Origin of the sequence: Nonomuraea sp. NPDC049637, from assembly GCF_040675235.1 — a bacterium.
Lineage (GTDB): Bacteria > Actinomycetota > Actinomycetes > Streptosporangiales > Streptosporangiaceae > Nonomuraea.
Genome location: NZ_JBFAOM010000082.1, coordinates 1 through 21,243, shown reverse-complemented (window position 1 = coordinate 21,243; position 21,243 = coordinate 1). Strand labels below are relative to the sequence as shown.

The following is a 21,243-nucleotide window of genomic DNA, read 5'->3' as shown; positions in this document are numbered from 1 at the left end:
GACAGCACCACCTCGGGGTCCTCGGGGATCAGGTCGCGCCAGGTCTCGTAGCGGGGGTCGGCCGGGTGTGCGTGACCGACCCGGCGTACTCCATGGCCGCCCGCGCGTGCCCGGAGCCGTCGAAGCCGACCACCACCCGGTCGTGCCGCCCCTGCGGCGGCGTCCGCACGACGACGACCGGGCCGGCGGCGTGCCCGGCCACGGCGACGCTCACCGATCCGGCCAGCATGCCGGTGAACCCGCCGAGCCCGCGCGAGCCCAGCACCAGGCTGTCGGCCGCGAGCGACTCGGCGACCAGGGTGTCCACGACGTTCCCGGCGAGCGCCTCCGTCGTCACCCCGACCGGCCCGGCCTGCCCGGCGTGCCCGGCCCGTCCGGCCTGCCCGGCCAGGGCGGCGGCGGTCTCCAGCGCGCGGGCGGAGCCGTCCGCCCCGCCCGGCCTGCGCACGTGCACGATGCGCAGGTCCAGCCCGCGCCGCGCGGCGTCGGCCGCCGCCCATTCCACCGCCGCGGTCGCGGGCGCGGATCCGTCCACCGCCACCACGATCTGACCGCCCATCACGCTCTCCTTTCCCTTGGGATTCCTCGTGCCGTCAGGTCCGCGGCCGGACGGGCACGCGCCGCCGGTAGACGACGTAGGGCCGCCACAGGTAGGCCACCGGCGCCGACCACACGTGCACCAGCCGGGTGAACGGCCAGATCGCGGCGAGCAGCCAGGCCGACATCGCGTGCAGCTGGAACAGCGGCGGCACGTCGGCCATCAGCCGCGGATCCGGACGGAAGGTCAGCACGCCCCGGAACCAGACGGCGATCGTGGCCCGGTAGTCGTAGCCGCCGCCGAGCAGGTTGCTGCCCACGGTCGCGGCCACGCCCAGCACGATCACCACGGCCAGCACGGCGAACAGCACCTTGTCGGCGCGGGTGGTGGTGCGCCGCACCCGGGGGCTGGTCAGGCGCCGGGCCAGCAGCAGCGTCAGGCCCGCGACGACCATGACCCCGGCCACGGTCCCGGCGCTGACCGACACCAGGTGGTAGAGGTGCTCGTCCACGCCGACGGCCTCGGTCCAGCTCTTGGGGACGAGCAGGCCGAGCACGTGCCCGCCGATGGCCGCGAACGCGCCCAGGTGGAACAGCGGCGAGCCGAGCCGCAGCAGCCTGCTCTCCAGCACCTGCGTGGTACGGGTGGTCCAGCCGAACTGGTCCGCCCGCCAGCGCCAGACGTGCCCGGCGACGAAGATCGTCAAGGCGACGTAGGGGACGATCGCCCAGAGCACGACGCTCACGGCCGTACCTCACTCTCGTTCAGCGGCGGCCCGTACGGGGCCAGGCCGACCTCCTCGGCGGGCGGGCCGGCCAGGGCCAGGTCGGCCACCGCGGCCCGCTCGGCCTCCGACATGCCGGGCAGCACCGCGCACAGGGCGTCCAGCACGAGCGCGTACGGCGAGCCGGCCTCGTGCAGGGCGGTGCGGATGAGCTCCAGCCCCTTGCGGTGCTGACGCAGCGGCGCCTCCCCCGCCTCCGGCCCTGCCAGCGCGGCGAACTCGCACACCACCGGCAGGAAGTCGGGCAGCTCGCCCTCGGGCGGGGTGAGCCCGGCCACCCGGTAGCGCTGCTTGAGCGTCAGCAGGGCCATGCCCCGGCGGCGGGTGTCGCCGTGCAGGTAGTAGGTGAGGTAGAGGCTGGACCTGCGGCGCAGGTCGAAGGTCTCGACGTAGTGGCGGGCCAGCGGCATCGGCTGCCGGTCGCCGAACCACCACAGGAACTGCTCCAGCGCCTGGCGCGGGTGCCCGTCAGGCAGCGCGGCGACGGCCTTGCGCAGCTCGGGGCGGGCGGCCAGCAGCCCGGCGTCCGGGTACTGCAGCAGCAGCGAGACCAGCCGGAGCAGCGCGGCGCGGTGCTGCGGCCGGTCGACGAGGGTGTCGGGGGCGGGCAGCAGCCTCATGACGCCGGCCCCCTGCCGGTGAACAGCTTCAGGCCCAGACGCCCGTCGCTGCGGCGGCCGGTCACGCCGGTCGGGTGGAACCCGCTCATGCCAGGGCCGCCGTCGCCGTCCAGGCTGCAGCCGGCGGCCTGGGCCGACAACGCGGCGGCGTCCTCGCGGTGGGCGGCGGGCACGACGTGGCGCTCCTCGTACTTGGCGACGGCCAGCAGGCGGTACATCTCCTCCATGTCCCGCGCCGTCATCCCGGCCGACTCCAGCAGGTCCCCGGCCACGGTGCCGTCGAGGGTGCGGGCCCGCATGTAGCCGCGCATCGCCGACAGCTTCATCAGCACCCCGGCCACCACCTCGGTGTCCCCGGCGCTGAACAGCCCGGCCAGGTACTCCAGCGGGATGCGCAGGTCGGTGATGGCGTGGAAGACGTTGTCGGGGTCGTCGGCGTCCGCGCCGGCCCCGGTCACGGCGTCGAGCACCGGCGACAGCGGCGGGATGTACCAGACCATCGGCAGCGTGCGGTACTCCGGGTGCAGCGGCAGCGCCACCCGGTAGCGCATGGCCAGCCGGTAGACCGGCGAGCGCCGGGCGGCCTCGATCCAGTCCTCGCTGATCCCGGACGCGCGGGCGGCGGCGGCCACCTGCGGGTCGTCGGGGTCGAGGAAGACCTGGCGCTGGGCCTCCAGCAGGTCGCGCTCGGGCACGCGGGCGGCGGCGAGCACGGCGTCGGCGTCGTACAGGACGAGGCCGAGGTAGCGCAGCCGGCCCACGCAGGTCTCGGCGCACACGGTCGGCTGTCCCGCCTCGATGCGGGGGAAGCAGAACGTGCACTTCTCGGCCTTGCCGGTCTTGTGGTTGACGTACACCTTCTTGTACGGGCACGACGAGACGCACATGCGCCAGCCGCGGCAGCGGTCCTGGTCCACCAGGACGATGCCGTCCTCCTCCCGCTTGTACATCGCGCCGGAGGGGCAGGCGGCCACGCACGCCGGGTTGAGGCAGTGCTCGCAGATGCGCGGCAGGTGGAACATGAAGGTCTGGTCGAACTCCATGCGCACCTTCTCGGCCATGGCCGCCAGGTTGGGGTCGCCGTGGGCGTGCTCGGGGGCGCCGCCGAGGTCGTCCTCCCAGTTGGCGCCCCACGTGATGGCCATGTCCTCGCCGGTGATGGCCGACTTGGGACGGATGACCGGCACGTGCGGCCCGGCGGGGGCGTTGAGCAGAGTGTCGTAGTCGTAGGTGGCCGGCTCGTAGTAGTCGTCCAGGTCCGGCAGGTCGGGGTTGGAGAACAGGCTGAGCAGCCGCTTGACCCGGCCGCCGGCGCGCAGCTTGAGCCGGCCGCGCCCGTCGAGCTGCCAGCCGCCGTGCCAGCGTTCCTGGTCCTCGTACCGCTTGGGGTAGCCGACGCCGGGCTTGGTCTCGACGTTGTTGAACCAGACGTACTCGACGCCGTCCCGGTTCGTCCAGGTCTGTTTGCAGGTGACGGAGCAGGTGTGGCAGCCGATGCACTTGTCCAGGTTCATCACCATGGCGACCTGTGCCATGACGCGCATCAGTAGGTCACCTCCTGGCCGCGGCGGCGGATCACCGTGATCTCGTCACGCTGGTTGCCGGTCGGCCCGTAGTAGTTGAAGGCGTAGGTGAACTGCGCGTACCCGCCGATGAGGTGGCTGGGCTTGAGCAGCAGCCGGGTGAGGGAGTTGTGCACGCCGCCGCGCCGGCCCGACCGTTCGGTGAGCGGGACGTTCACGTTGCGGTCCTTGGCGTGGTACATGTACACGGTCCCGGCCGGCATCCGGTGGGAGACGACCGCCCTGGCCACGACCACGCCGTTGCGGTTGTACGCCTCGATCCAGTCGTTGTCGGCGGCCCCGATCGAGGCGGCGTCCTCGACGCTCATCCAGATCGTCGGCCCGCCCCGCGACAGGGCCAGCATGTACGCGTTGTCCTGGTACTCCGAGTGGATCGACCACTTCGAGTGCGGCGTCAGGTACCGCACCGTGACCTCGGTCCCCTGCCCGTCGGACTGCCCGTCGCCCTGGTCTCCGTGGTGGCGGCGCAGGTCGAGCGGCGGCCGGTAGGCGGGAAGCTGCTCGCCCAGCTCGATGATCCAGTCGTGGTCGAGGAAGAACTGCTGCCGGCCGGTCAGGGTGTGCCAGGGCTTGTCGCGTTCGACGTTGATGACGAAGGCGGAGTAGCGGCGTCCGCCGGTCTCCGAGCCGGACCACTCGGGCGAGGTGATCACCGGCTGCGGCCTCGACCGCGTGTCGGCGAACGTGATGCGCCTGCCCTCGTGCTCGGCGGCCAGGTCGGCGAGCCTGGTCCCGGTGCGCCTCTCCATGGTCTCGAAGCCCTGGGTGGCCAGGCGGCCGTTGGTGGTGCCGGACAGCGCGAGGATGGCCTCGCACATCCGGTCGGCGGTGCCGAGGGAGATGTGGCCCTCGGGGGTCTCGCCGTTCTGCTCGCGCAGGCGGTCCAGCTCGGGGCCCACCCGGTAGGTGATCCCCTTGGTGGTCAGGCCCAGCTCGGCGAAGAGCGGCCCGATCCCGCGGACGCGCTCGGCGACGGCGCCGTAGTCGCGCTCGACTGTGACGATCTTGGGCATCGTCCGGCCGGGGACGGGCTCGCACTCGCCGTGCCGCCAGTCGCGCACCCGGCCGCCCGGCTGGGCCAGCTCGTCCGGCGTGTCGTGGGTGAGCGGGACGGCCAGCACGTCGGTGCGCCGGCCCAGGTGGCGGGCGGCCAGCTCGGAGAAGGCGTCGGCCAGCCCGAGGAAGGCGTCGTGGTCGGACCTGGTCTGCCAGGGCGGGGCGATGGCCGGGTTGAAGGCGTGCACGAACGGGTGCATGTCGGTGCTGGACAGGTCGTGCTTCTCGTACCAGGTGGCGGCGGGCAGGACCACGTCGGAGAACAGCGCCGTGGACGTCATCCGGAAGTCGATCGTCGTCAGCAGGTCGAGCTTGCCCTCGGCGGCGTTCTCCCGCCAGGTCACCTCGGCCGGGCGCAGCCCCTCGGGCGTCTCCTCGTTGCGGGCCTCGGCGTCGGCGCCGAGCAGGTGACGCAGGAAGTACTCGTTGCCCTTGCCGGACGAGCCGAGCAGGTTGGCCCGCCACACGGTCAGCACCCGCGGGAAGTTGGCCGGGTCGCCCGGGTCCTCGGCGGCGAAGCGCAGCCGGCCCGCCTTCAGCTCGTCCACGACGTGCTCGGCCACCGGGACGCCGCGCGCGGCGGCCTCGTCGGCGAGCTCGAGCGGGTTGCGGTCGAACGTCGGGTGCGAGGGCAGCCAGCCCAGCCGGGCCGCCTGGGCGTTGCAGTCGGCGAACGAGCGGCCCGCGAACCTGCCCTCGCCCAGCGGGCTGGCCAGCTCGCCGGCCCCGATGCGCTCGTAACGCCACTGGTCGGTGGCCAGGTACCAGAACGCGGTGCCGGCCATGTGCCGGGTCGGGCGCTGCCAGTCGAAGCCGAAGGCCAGGTGCTGGAAGCCGGTGACCGGGCGGACCTTCTCCTGGCCCACGTAGTGCGCCCAGCCGCCGCCGTTGACGCCCTGGCAGCCGGTCAGCAGCACCAGCGTCAGGAACGAGCGGTAGATCTGGTCGGAGTGGAACCAGTGGTTGGTGCCGGCGCCCATCGCGATCATCGACCGGCCCCGGGTGCGCTCGGCGTTGCGGGCGAACTCGCGGGCGATCCTGGTGATCGTGGCGGCCGGCACCGAGGTGATCTCCTCCGCCCAGGCCGGGGTGTAGGGCTGTGTGGCGTCCTCGTAGCTCGCCGGCCATTCGCCGGGCAGGTCGCGGGCCACGCCGTACTGGGCCATGAGCAGGTCGAACACCGTCGTGACGAGCTTGCCGGCCAGCTCGGTGACCGGGACGCCGCGGCGCATGACCGAGCCGCCCTCGGTGGGGCCCTCGTCGAAGCGCGGCAGGTCCACCTCGACCGCGCGCCCGGACCGGCCGAGCAGGGTCAGCGCGGGGACGGCGCCGTCCAGGTCGAGGTTCCAGCGGCCCTCGCCCTCCTGGCCCCAGCGGTGGCCGAGCGAGCCGTTGGGCACCCGCGCCGCGCCGGTCGTCCCGTCCAGGAAGACGGTCTTGAACTCGGCGTTCTCGCTCTCCTGCCCCAGGTCGGCGGCGGTCAGGAAGCGGCGCGGCACGTACCCGTCGCCGCGCGGCTCCAGCGTCACCAGGAACGGCAGGTCGGTGTACTTGCGCACGTAGTCGGTGAAGTACGGCACCTGGCGGTCGCGGAAGAACTCGGTCAGCGTCACGTGGCCCATCGCCATGGCCAGGGCGCCGTCGGTGCCCGGGTGCGGCGCGAGCCAGTCGTCGGCGAACTTGACGTTGTCGGCGTAGTCCGGGCTGACCGCGACGACCTTGGTGCCCTGGTAGCGGGCCTCGGTCATGAAGTGGGCGTCCGGCGTGCGGGTGACCGGGATGTTGGAGCCCCACATGATCAGGTAGCGGGAGTTCCACCAGTCGGCCGCCTCGGGCACGTCGGTCTGGTCGCCCCACACCTGCGGCGAGGCGATCGGCAGGTCGGCGTACCAGTCGTAGAACGACAGCAGCGTGCCGCCGATCATCGACAGGAAGCGGGTGCCGGCCGCGAACGAGGCCATCGACATCGCCGGGATCGGCGAGAAGCCCACCACCCGGTCCGGGCCGTGTTCCTTGATGGTGTGCACGTGGGCGGCGGCCATGAGCTCCAGGACCTCCTCCCAGCTCGACCGGACGAACCCGCCCTTGCCGCGGGCCCGCTTGTAGGCCCGCGCGCGTTCCGGGTCGCCGGTCAGCTCGGCCCACGCCGGCACGGGGTCGCCCAGCCGGGCCTTGGCCTCGCGCCACATCTCCAGCAGCACTCCGCGCACGTACGGGTAGCGCACCCGCGAGGGAGAGTAGGTGTACCAGGAGAAGGACGCGCCACGGGGACAACCACGCGGCTCGTACTCGGGCGACTCCGGGCCGACGGACGGGTAGTCGGTGGCCTGGTGCTCCCACGTGATCAGGCCGTCCTTGACGAACACCTGCCAGGAGCACGAGCCCGTGCAGTTCACGCCGTGCGTCGACCGCACCACCTTGTCGTGCGCCCACCGGTCGCGGTAGAAGCGGTCCCAGGCGCCGGGGTCGATCTGGTGCAGGGTGCGGCCGTCGGCCGACACCTCCGCCCTGGTGAAGAACTTCCTGGCCGCCAGCAACGGCCCCATGCCCGGGGTCGCGTCCATGTCGCTCACAACTCATCCCCTGCCACAACGGTCATGGATCCAGGCTGGTGGGCGGGCCGGCGGCCCCGGCAGGGACCAAAGTCCCTTCGTGCCGGCCGATGGGCCCACGACCGGCGGCCGGGGACCTTGGTCCCTACTTCCGGGTGACGGGAGGCGGTAGCGTCGCAGACATGATTCGTGTGTTCCTTCTCGACGATCACGAGGTCGTGCGGCGTGGCGTGGCCGCCCTGCTGGGCTCCGAGGACGACATCGAGGTGATCGGCGAGGCCGGGACCGCCGAGTCGGCGATCGCCCGCATCCCGGCCCTGAAGCCCGACGTCGCGGTGCTCGACGTGCGCCTGCCCGACGGCAACGGCGTCGACGTGTGCCGGGAGGTGCGCTCGAAGGTGCCGGGGCTGGCCTGCCTCATGCTGACCTCGTTCGCCGACGACGACGCCCTGTTCGACGCGGTGATGGCCGGCGCCTCCGGCTACGTGCTCAAGCAGATCCACGGCTCCGACCTGGTCGGCGCGGTGCGCACGGTGGCCTCCGGGCAGTCGCTGCTCGACCCGCAGACCACCGCCGCCATGTTGCAGCGGCTGCGCGACCAGGCCGCCCGGCAGGACCCGCTGGCGGCGCTGTCGGAGCAGGAGCGGAACATCCTCGACCTGATCGGCGAGGGGCTGACCAACCGGCAGATCGGCGAGCGCATGTTCCTGGCCGAGAAGACGGTCAAGAACTACGTGTCCAACCTGCTGGCCAAGCTCAACATGCAGCGCCGGACGCAGGCCGCCGCGCTGTCGGCGCGGTTGCGGGCCGACCGTCGCGACTGAGCGTCCCCCGCGATGGGACTTTCGCCTCTGACGCCGGGAACGTACCTGGTGGGAGGCTGTGCAGCATGCAACTCGACTCGTCCGGGCTCCAGGTGCTCTCCCGTGAGGAGTGCCTGCGCCTGCTGTCGTCCACGCCGATCGGGCGGATCGTCTTCACCGATCGCGCCCTGCCGGCCGTGCAGCCGGTCAACTTCTGCCTCGACGGCGAGCGCGTCGTCATCCGCACCTCGATCGGGTCGAAGCTGGCCGCGGCCACCCGGCACGCCGTGGTGGCGTTCGAGGCCGACGAGTTCGACCCCGCGATGCGCACCGGCTGGTCGGTGACGGCGGTCGGGCACGCGCGGGCGGTGACCGATCCGGCCGAGACGGCCCGGCTGGCCGCGCTGCCCCTGTCCCCGTGGGCTCCGGGCAGCCGCGACCACTACGTCGTGGTCGACGCCGAGCAGCTGTCCGGCCGCCGGATCGCCGAGTGACCTGCCGCTGAACACCCTTGGGCGGGGCCCGGCCGCACGGCCGGGCCCCGCCCCCATTCGTGCGGCGCGGTCAGCGTGAGCCGGCCGGGCCGGCCACGCGGCGGGCGGCCAGGGCGCGGACCGCGGTCACCGTCAGGGCCAGGGTGAGCACGGCGGTGGCCGCGAGCAGGGCCAGGCCGAGGCCGTACGAGCCGAGCCGGCCGTACAGGAAGCCCATCACCAGCGGCGGGACGAACCCGCCGAGCCCGCCGGCGGCGCCGACCAGGCCGGTGACCGTGCCCACCTTGTCGGCCGGGGCGACCTGCGCGACCAGCGCGAAGGTGGCGCCGCTGCCGGCGCCGAGCGCGGCCGCCATGGTCAGGAACGCGATGGTGCCGACCGGCATGAGGCCGGGGGTGAGCGCCTGCACGCCCGCCGTGCCGGCGGTGACGACGAACACGCCGGTCAGCACGGGCACCGGGCCGACGCGGTCCGACAGCCAGCCGCCGACGGGCCGCGCCAGCACGGCCAGCAGGACGAACCCGGCCATCCGGTTGGCGGCGTCGGCCTGCTCCAGCCCGTACCCGGTCTGCAGGTAGGCGGGCAGGTAGACCGAGAAGGCGACGTAACCGCCGAAGGCGACCGCGTACAACACGCACGCCTGCCAGGTGATCGGCAGCCTGAGCGCGGCGGCCAGGCGCGCCGCGAGCGGCTGGGTGACGGCGGTGCGGCCGGGCGCGTCGCGCAGCACCAGCCACGCCACGACCGCGTAGGCGGCCAGGACGACGGCGGTGATGAGGAACGGCACGGCGGCGCCACCCGCGCGGACCAGCGGGACGGTGGTCAGCGCGCTGATCGCGGTGCCGCCCATCCCGGCGCCGAAGATCCCGACGGCCAGGCCGCGCCGGTTCGGCGGGAACCAGGCGTTGACGAACGGCACCCCCACGGCGAACACGGTTCCGCCGACGCCGAGGAAGAAGCCGCCGATCAGCAGCGCGGCCATCGACATCTGCCCGAACAGGCCGATGAACAGGACGGGGACGATGGTGGCCGCCGAGACCAGCGGGAACATCACCCGGCCGCCGAACCTGTCGGTGAGCGCGCCGACCGGGATGCGGCCCAGCGACCCCACGATCACCGGGACGGCCACCAGCAGCGCCTGCTGCCCGGCCGACAACCCGAGCAGCTCCTTGAAGCGTGGCCCGAGCGGACTGAGCAGGGCCCAGGCCCAGAAGTTCACCGCGAAGCCCAGGGTCGCCAGGGTGAGCATCAACGCCGGGCTGCGGCCGGGGGTGGTGGCCGGTGCGTTCGTCATGTCTTCCTCACGTGGTTCATGCGGAGGTGGGGCGGCCTGGATGGCCGCGATCACCTGGCTGTGCCGTCCCATCACAGCTCAGCGGGCATGACGCGAGGTATGGACGAAGGTCCCGACCTGCCGGGACCTAGGACGCGCGAGGGGCTTGGGCGGCCCTCACAGCGGGACGTGCCAGCGCAGGCGGGTGCCGCCCTCCTCCGGCGTCTCCAGCTCGGCGGCCCCGCCGAGGTCGGCGGCCCGTTCCTCGATGTTGCGCAGGCCGCTGCGCCGCCCGCCGTCGCCCACGCCGACGCCGTTGTCGCCGACGACGAGGGTGAGCCGGCCACCGGCGACCTCGATGGACACCTCGGCCCGGGTGGCGCGGGAGTGGCGCACCACGTTGGACAGCGCCTCGCGCAGGACGGCGAGCAGGTGCCCGGCCACCTGGTCGGGCACCAGGGTGTCGATCTGGCCCTCCATGCGCAGGCCGGGCATGAACCCCAGGTGCGCGCCCGCCCCCTCCACCAGGTCGACGATCTTCGTGCGCAGGCTCGGCGCGGCGTCCTCGCGCGGCGCCTGGAGGGCGAAGATGGACGAGCGGATCTGCCGGATCGTCTCGTCCAGCTCGTCGATGGCGTATTGCAGCCGTTTGCCCGCCTCCGGGCGTTCGACCAGCCGGACGGTGCTCATCAGCGTCATGGCCGTGGCGAACAGTCGCTGGATGACGACGTCGTGCAGGTCCTTGGCGATGCGGTCGCGGTCCTCCAGCAGGCCGAGCCGTTCGGCGTCGCGGCGGGCCTCGGCCAGCTCCAGCGCGATCGCCGCCTGCCCCGCGAACGACTCCAGCATCTGCTGGTCGGCCCCGCTGAACGGCAGCCGCCCGCCGCGCTTGGCCAGCATGAGCACGCCGCGCACGCGGGGCGCGGCGCCCAGCGGGACCATCAGGCCCGGCCCGTAGCCCAGCCGCCGCAGCGGCGAGTCGGGGTAGGGCGGGCCCGGCAGGTCCCGCTCGGACCTGGGCTCGGCGTGCGTGAACGCCTCCCCCGCCAGGGTGGCCGAGACGTCGAACGCCATCCCCAGCAGCTCGCCCGCGCCCTCGCCCTCGGCCACGTCGACGGTCAGCGTGCCGCCCGACGGGTCGGGCAGCAGCACCTGGACCAGGTCGGCGTCGGTCATCTGGCGGGCCCGTGCGGCCATGGTGGTGAGCACCTCGCGGGAGCCGGCGCCGGACAGCAGGCTGGTGGTGATCTCCGAGGACGCCTTCAGCCAGGTCTCGCGCCGGCGCGACTCCTCGTACAGGCGGGCGTTCTCCACGGCGACGCCGGCGGCGGTGGCCAGCGCGACGACGATGGCCTCGTCCTCCTCGTCGAAGTCGCCGCCGCCGCGCTTCTCGGTCAGGTAGAGGTTGCCGAACACCTCGTCGCGCACGCGTACCGGGACGCCGAGGAAGGTGCCCATCGGCGGATGGCCGGGCGGGAAGCCGTAGGACTCGGGGTGGTCGGAGATGCGGCCCAGCCGCAGCGGGCGGGCGTCCTTGATCAGCAGGCCGAGCAGGCCCAGCCCGTGCGGCCAGTGCTCGATGCGGGCGATCTCCTCCTCGCTCAGCCCCACCGGGATGAACTGGACGAGCGTGCTCTCCTCCCCCACCACGCCGAGCGCCCCGTAGGTGGCGTCCACCAGCTTGGTGGCCGTCTCGACGATCCGCCGCAGCACGGTCTCCAGGTCGAGGTCGCTGCCGACCGAGACCACGGCCTCCAGCAGCGCGTGCACCCGGTCACGGGTGGCGAGGACGGCGTTGAGCCTCGTCTGCAGCTCGGCCAGCAGCTCGTCGAGCCGCATCTGGGGCATCAGGCTGCGCTGCGCACTTTCCGACATACCGTTCAGTGTCCCAGCAGGTCGCCTCGCCGCCCGAATCAGGCCGGGCCGCGCCCGGCCACTACAGCAGCGGCGGGACGGTGAACAGGTCCTCCCGGTCACGGTCGAGCTCGATCACGACGTCCACGACGCCCTCCACCGCCCGGACCGCCTCCGCCAGCGCGGCGGCCCGCGCCCCGCCCGCCGGCCCGCCGGTGATCGTGACCACGCCGGCGTCGGCCGCGACCGCGTACATGCCGTCCGGCGGGAGCACGGCCCTGACGTCCGCCTCCAGCTCGGCGGCCGGTCGGGTGAAGACGCGCAGCACGTCGCGCTGGTGCAGGGTGCCGACGACGCGGCCGGTGACCGGGTCGATCACCGGCAGCTGCTTGATGCGCCGGGCGTGCATGATCCTGGCCGCCTCGCGCACCGGCATGCCCGGGGTCACCGTGACCGCCGGCGACGTCATCAGCTCCGCGGCGGTGACGGCGGCGGCCTTGCGGTGCTCCTGCCGCCGCGTCCGCGGGTCGAGGACGGAGACGGCGTGCCGGGCGTGGCCGGTCTCCTTGAGCAGCAGGTCGTCCTCCGACACCACGCCCACCGGCCGACGGCCGGCGTCGATCACGGTGACCGCGCCCACCGCGTACCGCTTCATCGCCGCCACGATGTCGGCGAACGACGCGTGCTCCAGCACCGCGATCGCCACGCGTCCCATGACGTCCTTGACCTCGATCGACATGATCGCCACCTCGCTTTCCGCCTCCACGGTCCCTCGCGCGGGGGCGGTGGCGGCAGCGGCGAACGTCCCGCGGGCGAAGGGCTTAGGTCCTGGACGGCGGGAGCGGGTGTCAGTGCAGCGGACCGGCGAAGACCACGATCTCGTCGATGTCGCCGGCGGGGGTGAGGTGCACCATGTCGGTGCCCGACAGGACGGTGGCGCCGTCGGGCCCCTCGAAGCGCCAGCCGAACCTGGCCCACTCGTGCGGCGCGTCGACGGACGTCGTACGGACCATCCGGCAACCGCCGGCCCGGTAGCCCTGCACCACCTCGGTGACGAAGTCGGCCACCGCGCCCCGGCCCGACCCGCGGCCGAGCGGCCCCCAGAACACCACGTCGGCGGCGAGGGCCCGGCTGAGCAGCGCGGAACGGTGGTCGGGGTCGTCGGCGTTGGCGGCCGCGATGAAGGCGTCGATCGCGTCGGCGTGGGCCCGGTGGTGCCCCTGCGGGGATGCCGCCGGTTCGTGCGCGGTCATGTCGTCCTCCATCCGTCGCCGGGGCGTGCGGGAACCCGGTCCGGTCGCACGCCGATCGCCATGAGCCAGTACATCACGAGCTAACCCCTGGCCTGCTCCGCTTCCGGCTGGTTCCCCACGAGCAGGTTGAACGCGCCGGTCAGCAGGTTGAGCGAGACCAGGCCGACGACCTCGGCGATCACCCGGTCGCTCCAGCCGAGCGAGCGCAGCCCGGCCACCTCCTCGTCGGTGATGGACGACGGCTCGACCAGCACCCGCACCGCCACCGAGATCAGGGCGGCCTCCCGCGCGTCGGCCGAGGTGCCCTGGCGGGCCAGCGCGACGTCGGCCTCGCTCAGCCCGGCGGCCAGCGCGCCCTCGGTGTGCGCGGCCAGGCACGTGCCGCAGCCGATCCACTCCTGCACGGCCAGGGAGATCTTCTCGCTGAGCGCGCGCGGGATCTTCACCCGCTTCATCGCCCGGGAGAAGTCCAGGTATCCCTGGAGCAACGCGGGCGAGTGGGCCATCGTGGACACCATGTCACCCACCGCGCCGTGCCTGGTGACGATGTCGTCCAGGATCTGACGGGACTTCTCGGGGGCCTTCTCAGGAACAAGGGGTTCAAGACGTCTCATACGGCGCACTCTATACCCATAGGGGGTATGCGGGAAACCGGTCCCGGATCCGTTGAACCGGATCGGGCGGGCCCGCGTACCTTCGAGCATGCACAGGCTCCTGCGCAGTGAGATGTTCATGCTCGGCGGCTTCGTCGCGGCGGCGGCGGCGACGATCCTGCTGATCCTGCCCCCGTCGATCGACCCCGCGGACGCGCAACGGACCCTCACGCCCTCGGGCCCCCTCTCGGCCGCCGACATCGACCTGCTGATCAAGGTGCGGCAGGCCGGCCTGTGGGAGATGCCCGCCGGCGAGTACGCCGCCACCCGTGCCCAGTCGCAGCGCGTCAAGCAGGTCGGCAAGCAGATCATGGGCGAGCACCAGAAGCTGGACCAGATGACCCGCGACACCGCGGCCAGGCTCGGCGTCGCCCTGCCCGACCAGCCCAACCCCGACCAGCAGCGCTGGCTGGCCCAGCTCGCGGCCGAGAGCGGACCGGCCTTCGACCAGGACTACGCGAACCTGCTGCGCGCCGCGCACGGCAAGGTCTTCGGCACCCTGGCGCTCGTCCGGGCCGGGACCAGGAACGCCGAGATCCGCAAGTTCGCCCAGGAAGGCATCAACTTCGTCATGCGCCACATGACGTACCTCGAATCGACCGGCCTGGTGAACCACAACCAGCTCCCCGAGCCCCCGCTCCCGTCCCCCGCCCCGCCCACTTCCTGACCTGCCGGCCCCTGGAAGCGCGTCCTTCCACGGGGACCGGATCCATCGACACTCCGGCGGAACACTGACCTCATGCCCGAACCTCTCTCATCACCCGTCCGCGCGTCGCGGCAGGCGATCGCCGCCCTGGGCATCGCCCTGCTGACGGGGTGCGCGACCGCCCCCGTCCCCCAGGCGCAGCCAGCGCACCACCACGGCGCCGCTCCCCCCGCCGTCGCCGTCGCGCCGAAGGTGCCGGCCGGCGACATGAAACAGCTCACCACGCTGCTCGGCTGCCCCGCCGGCAAGCTGCAGACCGACGCCGCCGAGCTGCGGCAGGCGGCCTGCGACAGCCCGCAGGGCCGCCTGACGATCGTGACGTTCAGCACAGACAAGGGCAAACGAGACTGGCTCGACATCGCCCAGGCGTACGGCGGCGCGTACCTGGTCGGCGACCGCTGGGTCGTCGTCGCCACGGCCGACCTGCTGGAACGGTTGCACGACCGCCTGGGCGGCGAACTCCAGACCCCACGACACCATTGACCCTCCCAGCCGCGCCGGCTCCCCGTCGCGCCTGCCCGGGCACCCGTGTGTCCCGCCTGCCCGGTGCGTCCGCTTGGCGCGTCCGCGTGTCGTGCCCGCCCGGTGCGCAAGGACGCGGATGACGGCCCGGCCGGGCTCTGGCACGATGGCCGGATGCAGGTCGCCCGTCCCGTGGTCCGCGCGCTTCGCGCCGCGGTGTTCACGGCCGTGTGCGTCCTGGCCTCGGCGGCGCTGCACGCTCTGGTCGGCGGCACGGCGATCGCGCCCGGCCCGCTGGCCCTGGCCGTCGCGGCGACCTTCGCGGCCGCCTACGCCGCCGGTTCCCGTCCCCGCGGATGGGCGCCCCTGCTGACCATGTGCGTGGCCGCCCAGTACGGCCTCCACGAGCTCTTCGACGCCTCCGAGTCCGCCCGCTACGGCCTGAGCCACCTGCTCGACACCTCCACGCCATCCTTCGCCGGTCCTTCCGCCGGCCCGTTCGCGGGGCCGTTCGCGGGGCCGTTCGCGGGCCCGTTCGCCGGCCCGTTCGCCGGGGGCGGCGCCCATGAGCACGGCTCTTCCGGGATGGTGGTGATCCACCTGGCGGTGGCCGTCTCGTCGAGCTGGTGGCTGGCCCGCGGGGACGCGGCGCTGGCGGCGTTGCTGCGGTTGAGCACGGTACGGCTGGCCCGGTTGTGGGCCGTGCTGTGCGACTGGCTGTCCGTCCTGGCCCCGCCGCCCGCCGGGCCCGCCCGCGCGTGCCCGCTGTGGCCGCCGGTGGCGGGTCACCGGGCGCTGCTGCTGGCCCCGGTGCTCTCCCGGCGCGGGCCGCCCCGCCCGGCTGCGCACGCCTGGCCGTCCGGCCGCTGACGTTCCCCGTCATGCGGCGGGTCCGGCGTGCCTCCCGGCAGGCAGACGACCCAGCCGGCGCCGCCGCGGCACGCCCTCCGCATCCCGTCGCGCGCCGGACCGCATGTCCATCCGGCGGTCGAGCCGGATCCAGGAACCTCGGAGTTCGCAGTGATTCATCCCCTTCGTCCCGCGCGTCGCCCGTTCCGGGCAGCCCTTCGTGCCGGTGTCGCCGTCGGTGGCGCCGTCCTGGTGCTGCTGGCCGCCGCGCCCGCCGCGCTGGCCCATGACCGGCTGAAGAGCAGCTCCCCCGCCGACGGCGCCAAGGTCGCGCGGGTGGAGAGCATCGAGCTGGAGTTCACCTCCCGCATGACCCTGCCGACCCTCGTGCTCGACGGCCCGGCGGGCGAGAACCTGCCGCTGGGCAAGCCGCGGGCCCAGGGCGTCACGGTGAAGGCCGAGCCGGCCGCGCCGCTGGAGCCCGGCCGGTACCGGCTGGCCTGGCGGGTGGTCTCCTCCGACGGCCACCCGATCGCCGGCGAGCTGCGCTTCACCGTCACCGCCCCCGCCACCCCGACCGAGACCCCGGCCGAGACCCCATCCGAGACCCCGATCTCGTCCGAGACCACCACCTCGACCGGGACTCCGGCCGAGGTCGCCCCGGCGGCCTCCTCGTCACCGGTCGCCCAGGCCGAGGCGGAGACGGGCTCGGGCGGCGTGCCCGGCTGGTTGTGGGTGGCCGCGGCGGCACTGGTGGCGGGCGGAGCCGCGACCGTCGTGGCCGGCCGCCGCAGACGCGCCACCGGGGACGCCGACCCCACACCCTGACCGCGTCGCGGGCCCACCAGATCACCATGCGCCCCAGGCCCTGCCCAGGTCGCGGGCGCTCCAGGTCGCCATGCGCCCCCTGGCCCTGGCCGCGTCGCGGGCGAGCTAGGTGGCCATGGTCGCCGGGAGGCGTGGCCGCAGGGCGCTGCGGTGTTCCAGGCGGGCCACCGCCAGGGCCGAGACCAGCCCCGCGAAGGTCAGTGACAACCAGGGCAGGCCCGCCCAGCCCGCCTCGGCGGCCACGTCCAGCAGCGCGCCCGACAGCAGGTTCCCGGCCAGGATCCCCGCGCCGGAGGCCAGGTTGTACAGGCCGTAGTAGGTGCCGACCAGCTCCTCGCCCGCCATGTCGGCGATGGTGGCCATCTCGAAGGGGAAGGCCACCAGCGTCCCGGCGCCGAGCAGCAGCGCGCACAACAGCGCGGCCGTCAGCGTCGCCGCCCGCGGCAGGTGGAGCTGCGCGGCGGCGACCATGGGCAGGAAGGCCGCCCCCATGAGGGCCAGCCCGCGGGTGATCGCCTGGCCGCGGCTCCACCGTTCGCCGCACCAGGCGGTCAGGCGCACCTGCCCGGCGATGCCGAGCAGGGCCGACACCGCGTACAGGGCGGTCACCGCCCACTGGCCGCCGCCGGCCCGCTGCACCTCCAGCGGCAGTGCGAGGTACATCTGGTACGACAGCGCGTACGAAGCGATCATCGACGCCGCGAACGAGACGAACGCCCGGTCACCGAACGCCTGCCGCCAAGCCCGCAGCACCGGCTGCCGCGCCCGCCCCGGCTCCCGGGGCCGCGCGGGCAGGTAGAACCCCTGAAGCACGGTCAGGACGGCGAAGATCCCCGCCGCTCCCAGGCACACCGCGGTGAACCCGCCGGCCAGCAGCAGCACCCCGAGCAGCGGCCCGAGCAGGATGCCGCCCTGGTAGAACACGTTGAACACGGCGAAGGCGGCCACCTTGCGCTCCCCGGCCGCGGCGGCCAGGTACGCGCGGGCGGCCGGGTTGAACAGCGCCCCCGCCAGCCCCGTGATCACCGCGGCCGCCACCAGCAGCGGCAGCGACGTGGTGAGCCCGAACAGCGCGAACCCCACGGTACGCAGGGCGCACCCCGCCATGATCATGGGTTTGTGCCCGAACCGGTCGGCCAGCGCGCCGCCGATCAGGAACATGCCCTGCTGGCTGGCGTTGCGCAGGCCGAGGATGAGCCCGATCGTCCAGGCGGCGAGCCCCGCGCCGGCCGAGAGGTGCTGGGCGAGGTAGGGCATCAGCATGTAGAAGCCGATGTTGATGCCCGCCTGGTTGACCTGCAGCAGCCGGATCGGCCGGTCGAAGGAGCGGAACTGCGCCAGCGTGGCCTTCATCGCCTGCCCGCCAGCGGGTCGCGGACGGCGGCGCAGCGGCTCCAGCGGCGCACCTCGCGCTCGGCGGGGTCGTCCAGCTCGTCGGGCTCGTCGGCGGGGGTGACGCCGAGCAGGCCGTGGGCGCGGCAGTAGCCGTCGTCGAAGACGGTGTTCCAGTAGCGCCAGGGCCCGTCGGGGAAGACGGCGACGACGCAGCCGCCCGGCCCGGCCCGTCCGGCCAGCCAGCGGGCCACGAGGCTGACGGCTCCGGTGCTCCAGCCGCCGGAGACGTAGTGCTGGGCGGCCAGGGTGCGGCAGGCCCACACCGCCTCGGCGGCGCTCACCCAGTGGACCTCGTCGAAGGCGTCGTAGGCCACGTTGGCGGGGTGGATGCTGGAGCCCAGGCCGCGCATCAGGCGGTGGCGGTCGGGCTGCCCGAAGATGGTCGAGCCGACGGTGTCGACGCCGACCAGCCGCAGCCGGGGCAGGTGGCGGCGCAGCTCGCGGGTGATGCCCGCGCTGTGCCCGCCGGTGCCGACCGAGCAGACCAGCATGTCGATGTGCGGGAGCTGGGACAGCAGCTCGCGGGCCAGCCCGGCGTAGGCGGCCACGTTGTCGGGGTTGCCGTACTGGTCGGGGCAGTAGGAGCCGGGCAGCTCGGCCAGCAGCTCCTCGACCCGGTCGCGGCGGGCCCGCTGCCAGCCGCCGGTGGGATGCGGCTCCGGCACGATCTCCAGCCGTACGCCGTAGCAGGTCAGCAGCCGCTGCATGAGCGGTTCCATGCCGGGGTCGGCGACCAGGACGACCGGATGGCCGAAGGTGATGCCGGCCAGGGCCAGCCCGAGTCCGAGGGTGCCGCTGGTGGACTCGACGATCGTCGCGCCGGGGGCCAGCTCGCCCCTGGCGCGGGCCTGCCGGACCATGTGCAGGGCGGGCCGGTCCTTGATGCCGCCCGGGTTGAAGCCCTCCAGCTTGGCCCAGAAGCCGCCGCCGTCCGCGACGAACGGCGCGGCGACGAACGCCAGCGGTGTGTTTCCGACGGTTACGCAAATACCCGAATTGCCGATGGCGGGCAGAATGTCAGGGCGCGGCAAAGTGTCGTTCGACATTGGTTGTTATCCCCGAGATGAACGGCGCTCGCGCGGCACGGAAGACGCCGCGGGCGCGATGGAAAAGGACGGCGACGAAAGACACGCGTCCTATATGCGCATCACGCGGAGATTTTCCTGGCCGGAAACGGCCTGCCGCGAGGCGGCCCGCGGCGCGGGTCGTACGGCCCCGGACCCGACGGCCGCGGGCCCGGCGGCGAGCGCGGGGACGGCGGCCACGGCCGGCGCGGCGGCGGTGGCCGTGGTGGCCGCGCACTCCTGCTCGGTGCCGTGCAGGTGGCCCGGCGGCAGCTCGCCGTGCAGGCACCCGGCGTCGCGCACCGGCATCCGCCCGGACAGCCATCTGACGTGCCGGTGCACGTCGAGGTGGGCGCTCTGGGCGGACGGAGCGGGGCCGCCCTGGGCCCGCTCGGACAGCTCGACGGCCGCGCACGCGCCGCCGTGCGCGAACACGACGGTGATCAGCAGGGCCAGGGCCAGCATCGCGTGCGGCCACCACCGGCCGGCCCCCGGGACGGGCGGGCGGAGCGCGCGGGCTGACCTGGTCGTGAGCATCACCGCAGATCATGCCCGCCACGCGGCGCGGCGCGCCGGGAAAAGGCCAAGGCCGAGGTAAAGAAATTTCCGGCGCACGGGAATCGCCGCCACCGATCATCTCCGGCGCCCGCGATTTCCCGCCGGACGGCGGGAACGACGGCGAGCCTTTTTCGCCGCGCGGCGACATCTCCGCGACACTGGCATTCGCCCGGCGCGGCCCCGATTCCGCGCCGCCCGATCTTGGGGGTGTCCCATAGTTCTGTCCAGACGCGCGGTCATCGCCGGGGCCGGCGCGCTGGCCGCGCTCCCGCGGGCGCTCTCCCGAGCGATCCCCCAGGCCGCCGCCGCCGACGCCGCCGACGCCACGACCCTGGCCCGGGACGAACGCTTCTGGGCGGGTGTGGCCCGGCAGTTCCGGGTCAGCGACGACTTCGTCAATCTGGAGAACGGCTACTACGGGATCATGCCCGAGCCGGTCCGGCGCGCCTACCACCGCAACGTCGACGTCCTCAACGCCCGCAACTCCCACCTGCTGCGCACGGCGTACAAGGCCAGGGCCGACGAGGTGCGCGACCGGATCGCCGCGCTGCTCGGGGTCACCCGTGCGGAGATCGCGCTCACCCGGGGCGGCACCGAGGCGCTGCAGAACCTCATCTCCGGCTACCGGCGGCTGCGGCCCGGCGACGCCGTGCTCTACGCCGACCTGGACTACCCCTCCGCGCAGCACACCATGAACTGGCTGGCCGGGCGGCGCGCGGCCACGGTGGCCCGGTTCGTCCTCCCCGAGCCCGCCACCCGGCAGGCGGCGCTGGACGCCTACGAGCGGGCGCTGCGGACCACCCCGAGAGCCCGGCTGCTGCTGCTGTCGCACATGAACAACCGCACCGGCCTGGTGCTGCCGGTCCGGGAGATCGTCGCGATGGCCCGCGAGCGCGGCGTGGACGTCGTCGTGGACGCCGCCCACTCCTGGGGGCAGCTCGACTTCACGCTGCCCGACCTCGACGCCGACTTCGCCGCGTTCTCGCTGCACAAGTGGATCGGCGCGCCCCTCGGCACCGGGTTCCTCTTCATCCGCCGGGACCGGCTGGCCGACATCGAGCCCGTCTTCGGCGACGAGAGCTTCCCGGCCGGCGACATCCGCTCGCGGGTCCACTCGGGCACCATGGACGTCGCGGCGCCCCTCACGGTCCCCGACGCGCTCGACTTCCACCTGCGGCTCGGCGCGGCCGTCAAGCAGGCCAGGCTGCGGCACCTGCGCGACCGCTGGGTGAGCCAGGTCCGCGACCTGCCGGGCCTGCAGATCCTCACCCCGGACGAGCCCGGCATGTACGGCGCGATCACCGCCTTCCGCATCGCCGGCCGCACCTCCACGGCCGACAACGAGGCCGTCGCCGCCACCCTGCTGGACGCCTACGGCCTCTACACGGTCGCCCGCACGGGCATGGCCGGGGGCGACGCCGTCCGGGTCACGCCGGCGCTGTTCACCTCGGCGGCGCAGGTGGACCGGCTGGCGGCGGCGCTGCGGCGGCTGACCCCGCGGCTGCGGGCCTGAGGCAGGTTGACAGATCACCGACATGTCCCGCTAGGTTAGATATGTGAACAGTTCTTCAGATGACCACGTGTTGGCCGTGGACGGCTGCGCGGTCAAGGTGGTGGACGCCGACCGCGTCGCGGCCGTGCACGAGCGCATGCCCGCCGCCGCGGACCTGGCCGACACCGCCGACGTCTTCGGCCTGCTGTCCGACCCCAACCGGCTGAAGCTGCTGGTCGCCCTGCTGGACGGCGAGCTGTGCGTGTGCGACCTGGCGGCGGTGACCGGGCAGAGCGAGTCCGCGGTCTCCCACGCGCTGCGCCTGCTGCGCGCCCATCGCATCGTGGCCGCCCGCCGTTCGGGCCGGATGGCGTACTACCGGCTGGAGGATCCGCACGTACGGATGCTGCTGGACCTGGCGCTGGC

At 73.7% G+C, this 21,243-nt stretch carries 21 protein-coding genes; 8 read left to right on the top strand and 13 right to left on the bottom strand.

Annotated features, from left to right (window positions below; all coding sequences use genetic code 11):
• Positions 1-28: 28 nt before the first annotated feature.
• Genes AB0J71_RS48295 through AB0J71_RS48275 form a run of 5 tightly spaced genes read right to left on the bottom strand, consistent with a single transcriptional unit; the run spans position 29 to position 7,145 of the window.
• Positions 29-559 (bottom strand): universal stress protein, encoded by a 531-nt coding sequence (locus AB0J71_RS48295; RefSeq protein ID WP_364421066.1) that lies wholly within the window; start codon positions 557-559, stop codon positions 29-31.
• A 34-nt stretch (positions 560-593) separates the two neighbouring features.
• Positions 594-1,283, bottom strand: a complete 690-nt coding sequence (gene narI / locus AB0J71_RS48290; protein ID WP_352326398.1) for a respiratory nitrate reductase subunit gamma — start codon at positions 1,281-1,283, stop codon at positions 594-596.
• Positions 1,280-1,942 (bottom strand): nitrate reductase molybdenum cofactor assembly chaperone, encoded by a 663-nt coding sequence (narJ, locus tag AB0J71_RS48285; RefSeq protein WP_352326399.1) that lies wholly within the window; start codon positions 1,940-1,942, stop codon positions 1,280-1,282. The genes narI and narJ overlap by 4 nt, the downstream gene beginning before the upstream one ends.
• Complete coding sequence (gene narH, locus AB0J71_RS48280; protein WP_352326401.1) at positions 1,939-3,486, bottom strand: nitrate reductase subunit beta; 1,548 nt, start codon at positions 3,484-3,486, stop codon at positions 1,939-1,941. Before narH ends, narJ begins: the two co-directional genes overlap by 4 nt.
• Entirely contained in the window at positions 3,486-7,145 is a 3,660-nt protein-coding gene (locus AB0J71_RS48275; RefSeq protein WP_364421068.1) for a nitrate reductase subunit alpha, read from the bottom strand. Before AB0J71_RS48275 ends, narH begins: the two co-directional genes overlap by 1 nt.
• 170 nt (positions 7,146-7,315) lie before the next feature.
• Between AB0J71_RS48275 and AB0J71_RS48270 the strand changes: the two genes are divergently transcribed.
• Both AB0J71_RS48270 and AB0J71_RS48265 read left to right on the top strand, forming a co-directional pair.
• A complete protein-coding gene (locus tag AB0J71_RS48270) occupies positions 7,316-7,957 on the top strand; it encodes a response regulator transcription factor (protein ID WP_352326402.1) in 642 nt (213 codons plus the stop codon).
• Between the two features lie 65 nt (positions 7,958-8,022).
• Complete coding sequence (locus AB0J71_RS48265; protein WP_364393915.1) at positions 8,023-8,430, top strand: pyridoxamine 5'-phosphate oxidase family protein; 408 nt, start codon at positions 8,023-8,025, stop codon at positions 8,428-8,430.
• 70 nt (positions 8,431-8,500) lie between these two features.
• On the opposite strand, the gene AB0J71_RS48260 is transcribed toward AB0J71_RS48265, so the two are convergent.
• The 5 genes from AB0J71_RS48260 to AB0J71_RS48240 form a co-directional block, all read right to left on the bottom strand.
• Positions 8,501-9,724 (bottom strand): MFS transporter, encoded by a 1,224-nt coding sequence (locus tag AB0J71_RS48260; protein WP_364393918.1) that lies wholly within the window; start codon positions 9,722-9,724, stop codon positions 8,501-8,503.
• A 156-nt stretch (positions 9,725-9,880) separates the two neighbouring features.
• Positions 9,881-11,578 (bottom strand): GAF domain-containing protein, encoded by a 1,698-nt coding sequence (locus AB0J71_RS48255; protein ID WP_352328513.1) that lies wholly within the window; start codon positions 11,576-11,578, stop codon positions 9,881-9,883.
• Positions 11,579-11,639: 61 nt separating this feature from the next.
• On the bottom strand, positions 11,640-12,296 hold the full coding sequence (locus AB0J71_RS48250; protein ID WP_364421064.1) for a CBS domain-containing protein: 657 nt from the start codon (positions 12,294-12,296) through the stop codon (positions 11,640-11,642).
• A gap of 109 nt (positions 12,297-12,405) precedes the next feature.
• Positions 12,406-12,810, bottom strand: coding sequence for a nuclear transport factor 2 family protein (locus tag AB0J71_RS48245; protein WP_352328517.1), 405 nt, complete (start codon positions 12,808-12,810; stop codon positions 12,406-12,408).
• A gap of 80 nt (positions 12,811-12,890) precedes the next feature.
• Positions 12,891-13,424, bottom strand: coding sequence for a carboxymuconolactone decarboxylase family protein (locus tag AB0J71_RS48240; protein WP_352328519.1), 534 nt, complete (start codon positions 13,422-13,424; stop codon positions 12,891-12,893).
• An 88-nt stretch (positions 13,425-13,512) separates the two neighbouring features.
• On the opposite strand from AB0J71_RS48240, the gene AB0J71_RS48235 reads away from it, so the two are divergent.
• The 4 genes from AB0J71_RS48235 to AB0J71_RS48220 all read left to right on the top strand — a co-directional run bounded on the left by AB0J71_RS48235 (position 13,513) and on the right by AB0J71_RS48220 (position 16,308).
• A complete protein-coding gene (locus AB0J71_RS48235) occupies positions 13,513-14,130 on the top strand; it encodes a DUF4142 domain-containing protein (protein ID WP_352328521.1) in 618 nt (205 codons plus the stop codon).
• 72 nt (positions 14,131-14,202) lie between these two features.
• A complete protein-coding gene (locus tag AB0J71_RS48230) occupies positions 14,203-14,652 on the top strand; it encodes a hypothetical protein (RefSeq protein ID WP_364421062.1) in 450 nt (149 codons plus the stop codon).
• 153 nt (positions 14,653-14,805) lie between these two features.
• Positions 14,806-15,501, top strand: a complete 696-nt coding sequence (locus AB0J71_RS48225; protein ID WP_364421060.1) for a hypothetical protein — start codon at positions 14,806-14,808, stop codon at positions 15,499-15,501.
• A gap of 150 nt (positions 15,502-15,651) precedes the next feature.
• Positions 15,652-16,308, top strand: coding sequence for a copper resistance protein CopC (locus AB0J71_RS48220; protein WP_364421058.1), 657 nt, complete (start codon positions 15,652-15,654; stop codon positions 16,306-16,308).
• Between the two features lie 105 nt (positions 16,309-16,413).
• Here AB0J71_RS48220 and AB0J71_RS48215 read toward each other — a convergent pair whose 3' ends face one another.
• The 3 genes from AB0J71_RS48215 to AB0J71_RS48205 all read right to left on the bottom strand — a co-directional run bounded on the left by AB0J71_RS48215 (position 16,414) and on the right by AB0J71_RS48205 (position 19,304).
• Positions 16,414-17,661, bottom strand: coding sequence for an MFS transporter (locus AB0J71_RS48215; protein WP_364421056.1), 1,248 nt, complete (start codon positions 17,659-17,661; stop codon positions 16,414-16,416).
• Positions 17,658-18,749: a PLP-dependent cysteine synthase family protein gene (locus tag AB0J71_RS48210; protein WP_364421054.1), complete on the bottom strand. Its 1,092-nt coding sequence runs from the start codon at positions 18,747-18,749 to the stop codon at positions 17,658-17,660. The genes AB0J71_RS48215 and AB0J71_RS48210 overlap by 4 nt, the downstream gene beginning before the upstream one ends.
• A 90-nt stretch (positions 18,750-18,839) precedes the next feature.
• The gene (locus AB0J71_RS48205) at positions 18,840-19,304 is read right to left on the bottom strand and encodes a hypothetical protein (RefSeq protein WP_364421052.1); all 465 of its coding nucleotides are present in this window, start codon (positions 19,302-19,304) and stop codon (positions 18,840-18,842) included.
• Positions 19,305-19,686: 382 nt separating this feature from the next.
• Here AB0J71_RS48205 and AB0J71_RS48200 point away from each other — a divergent pair, with 382 nt between their 5' ends.
• Together AB0J71_RS48200 and AB0J71_RS48195 are read left to right on the top strand one after the other, a co-directional pair.
• The gene (locus AB0J71_RS48200; protein WP_364421050.1) at positions 19,687-20,838 is read left to right on the top strand and encodes an aminotransferase class V-fold PLP-dependent enzyme; all 1,152 of its coding nucleotides are present in this window, start codon (positions 19,687-19,689) and stop codon (positions 20,836-20,838) included.
• Positions 20,839-20,905: 67 nt separating this feature from the next.
• Positions 20,906-21,243, top strand: a 338-nt coding sequence (locus AB0J71_RS48195) for a metalloregulator ArsR/SmtB family transcription factor (protein WP_364421048.1), incomplete at its 3' end; no start/stop codon positions are given.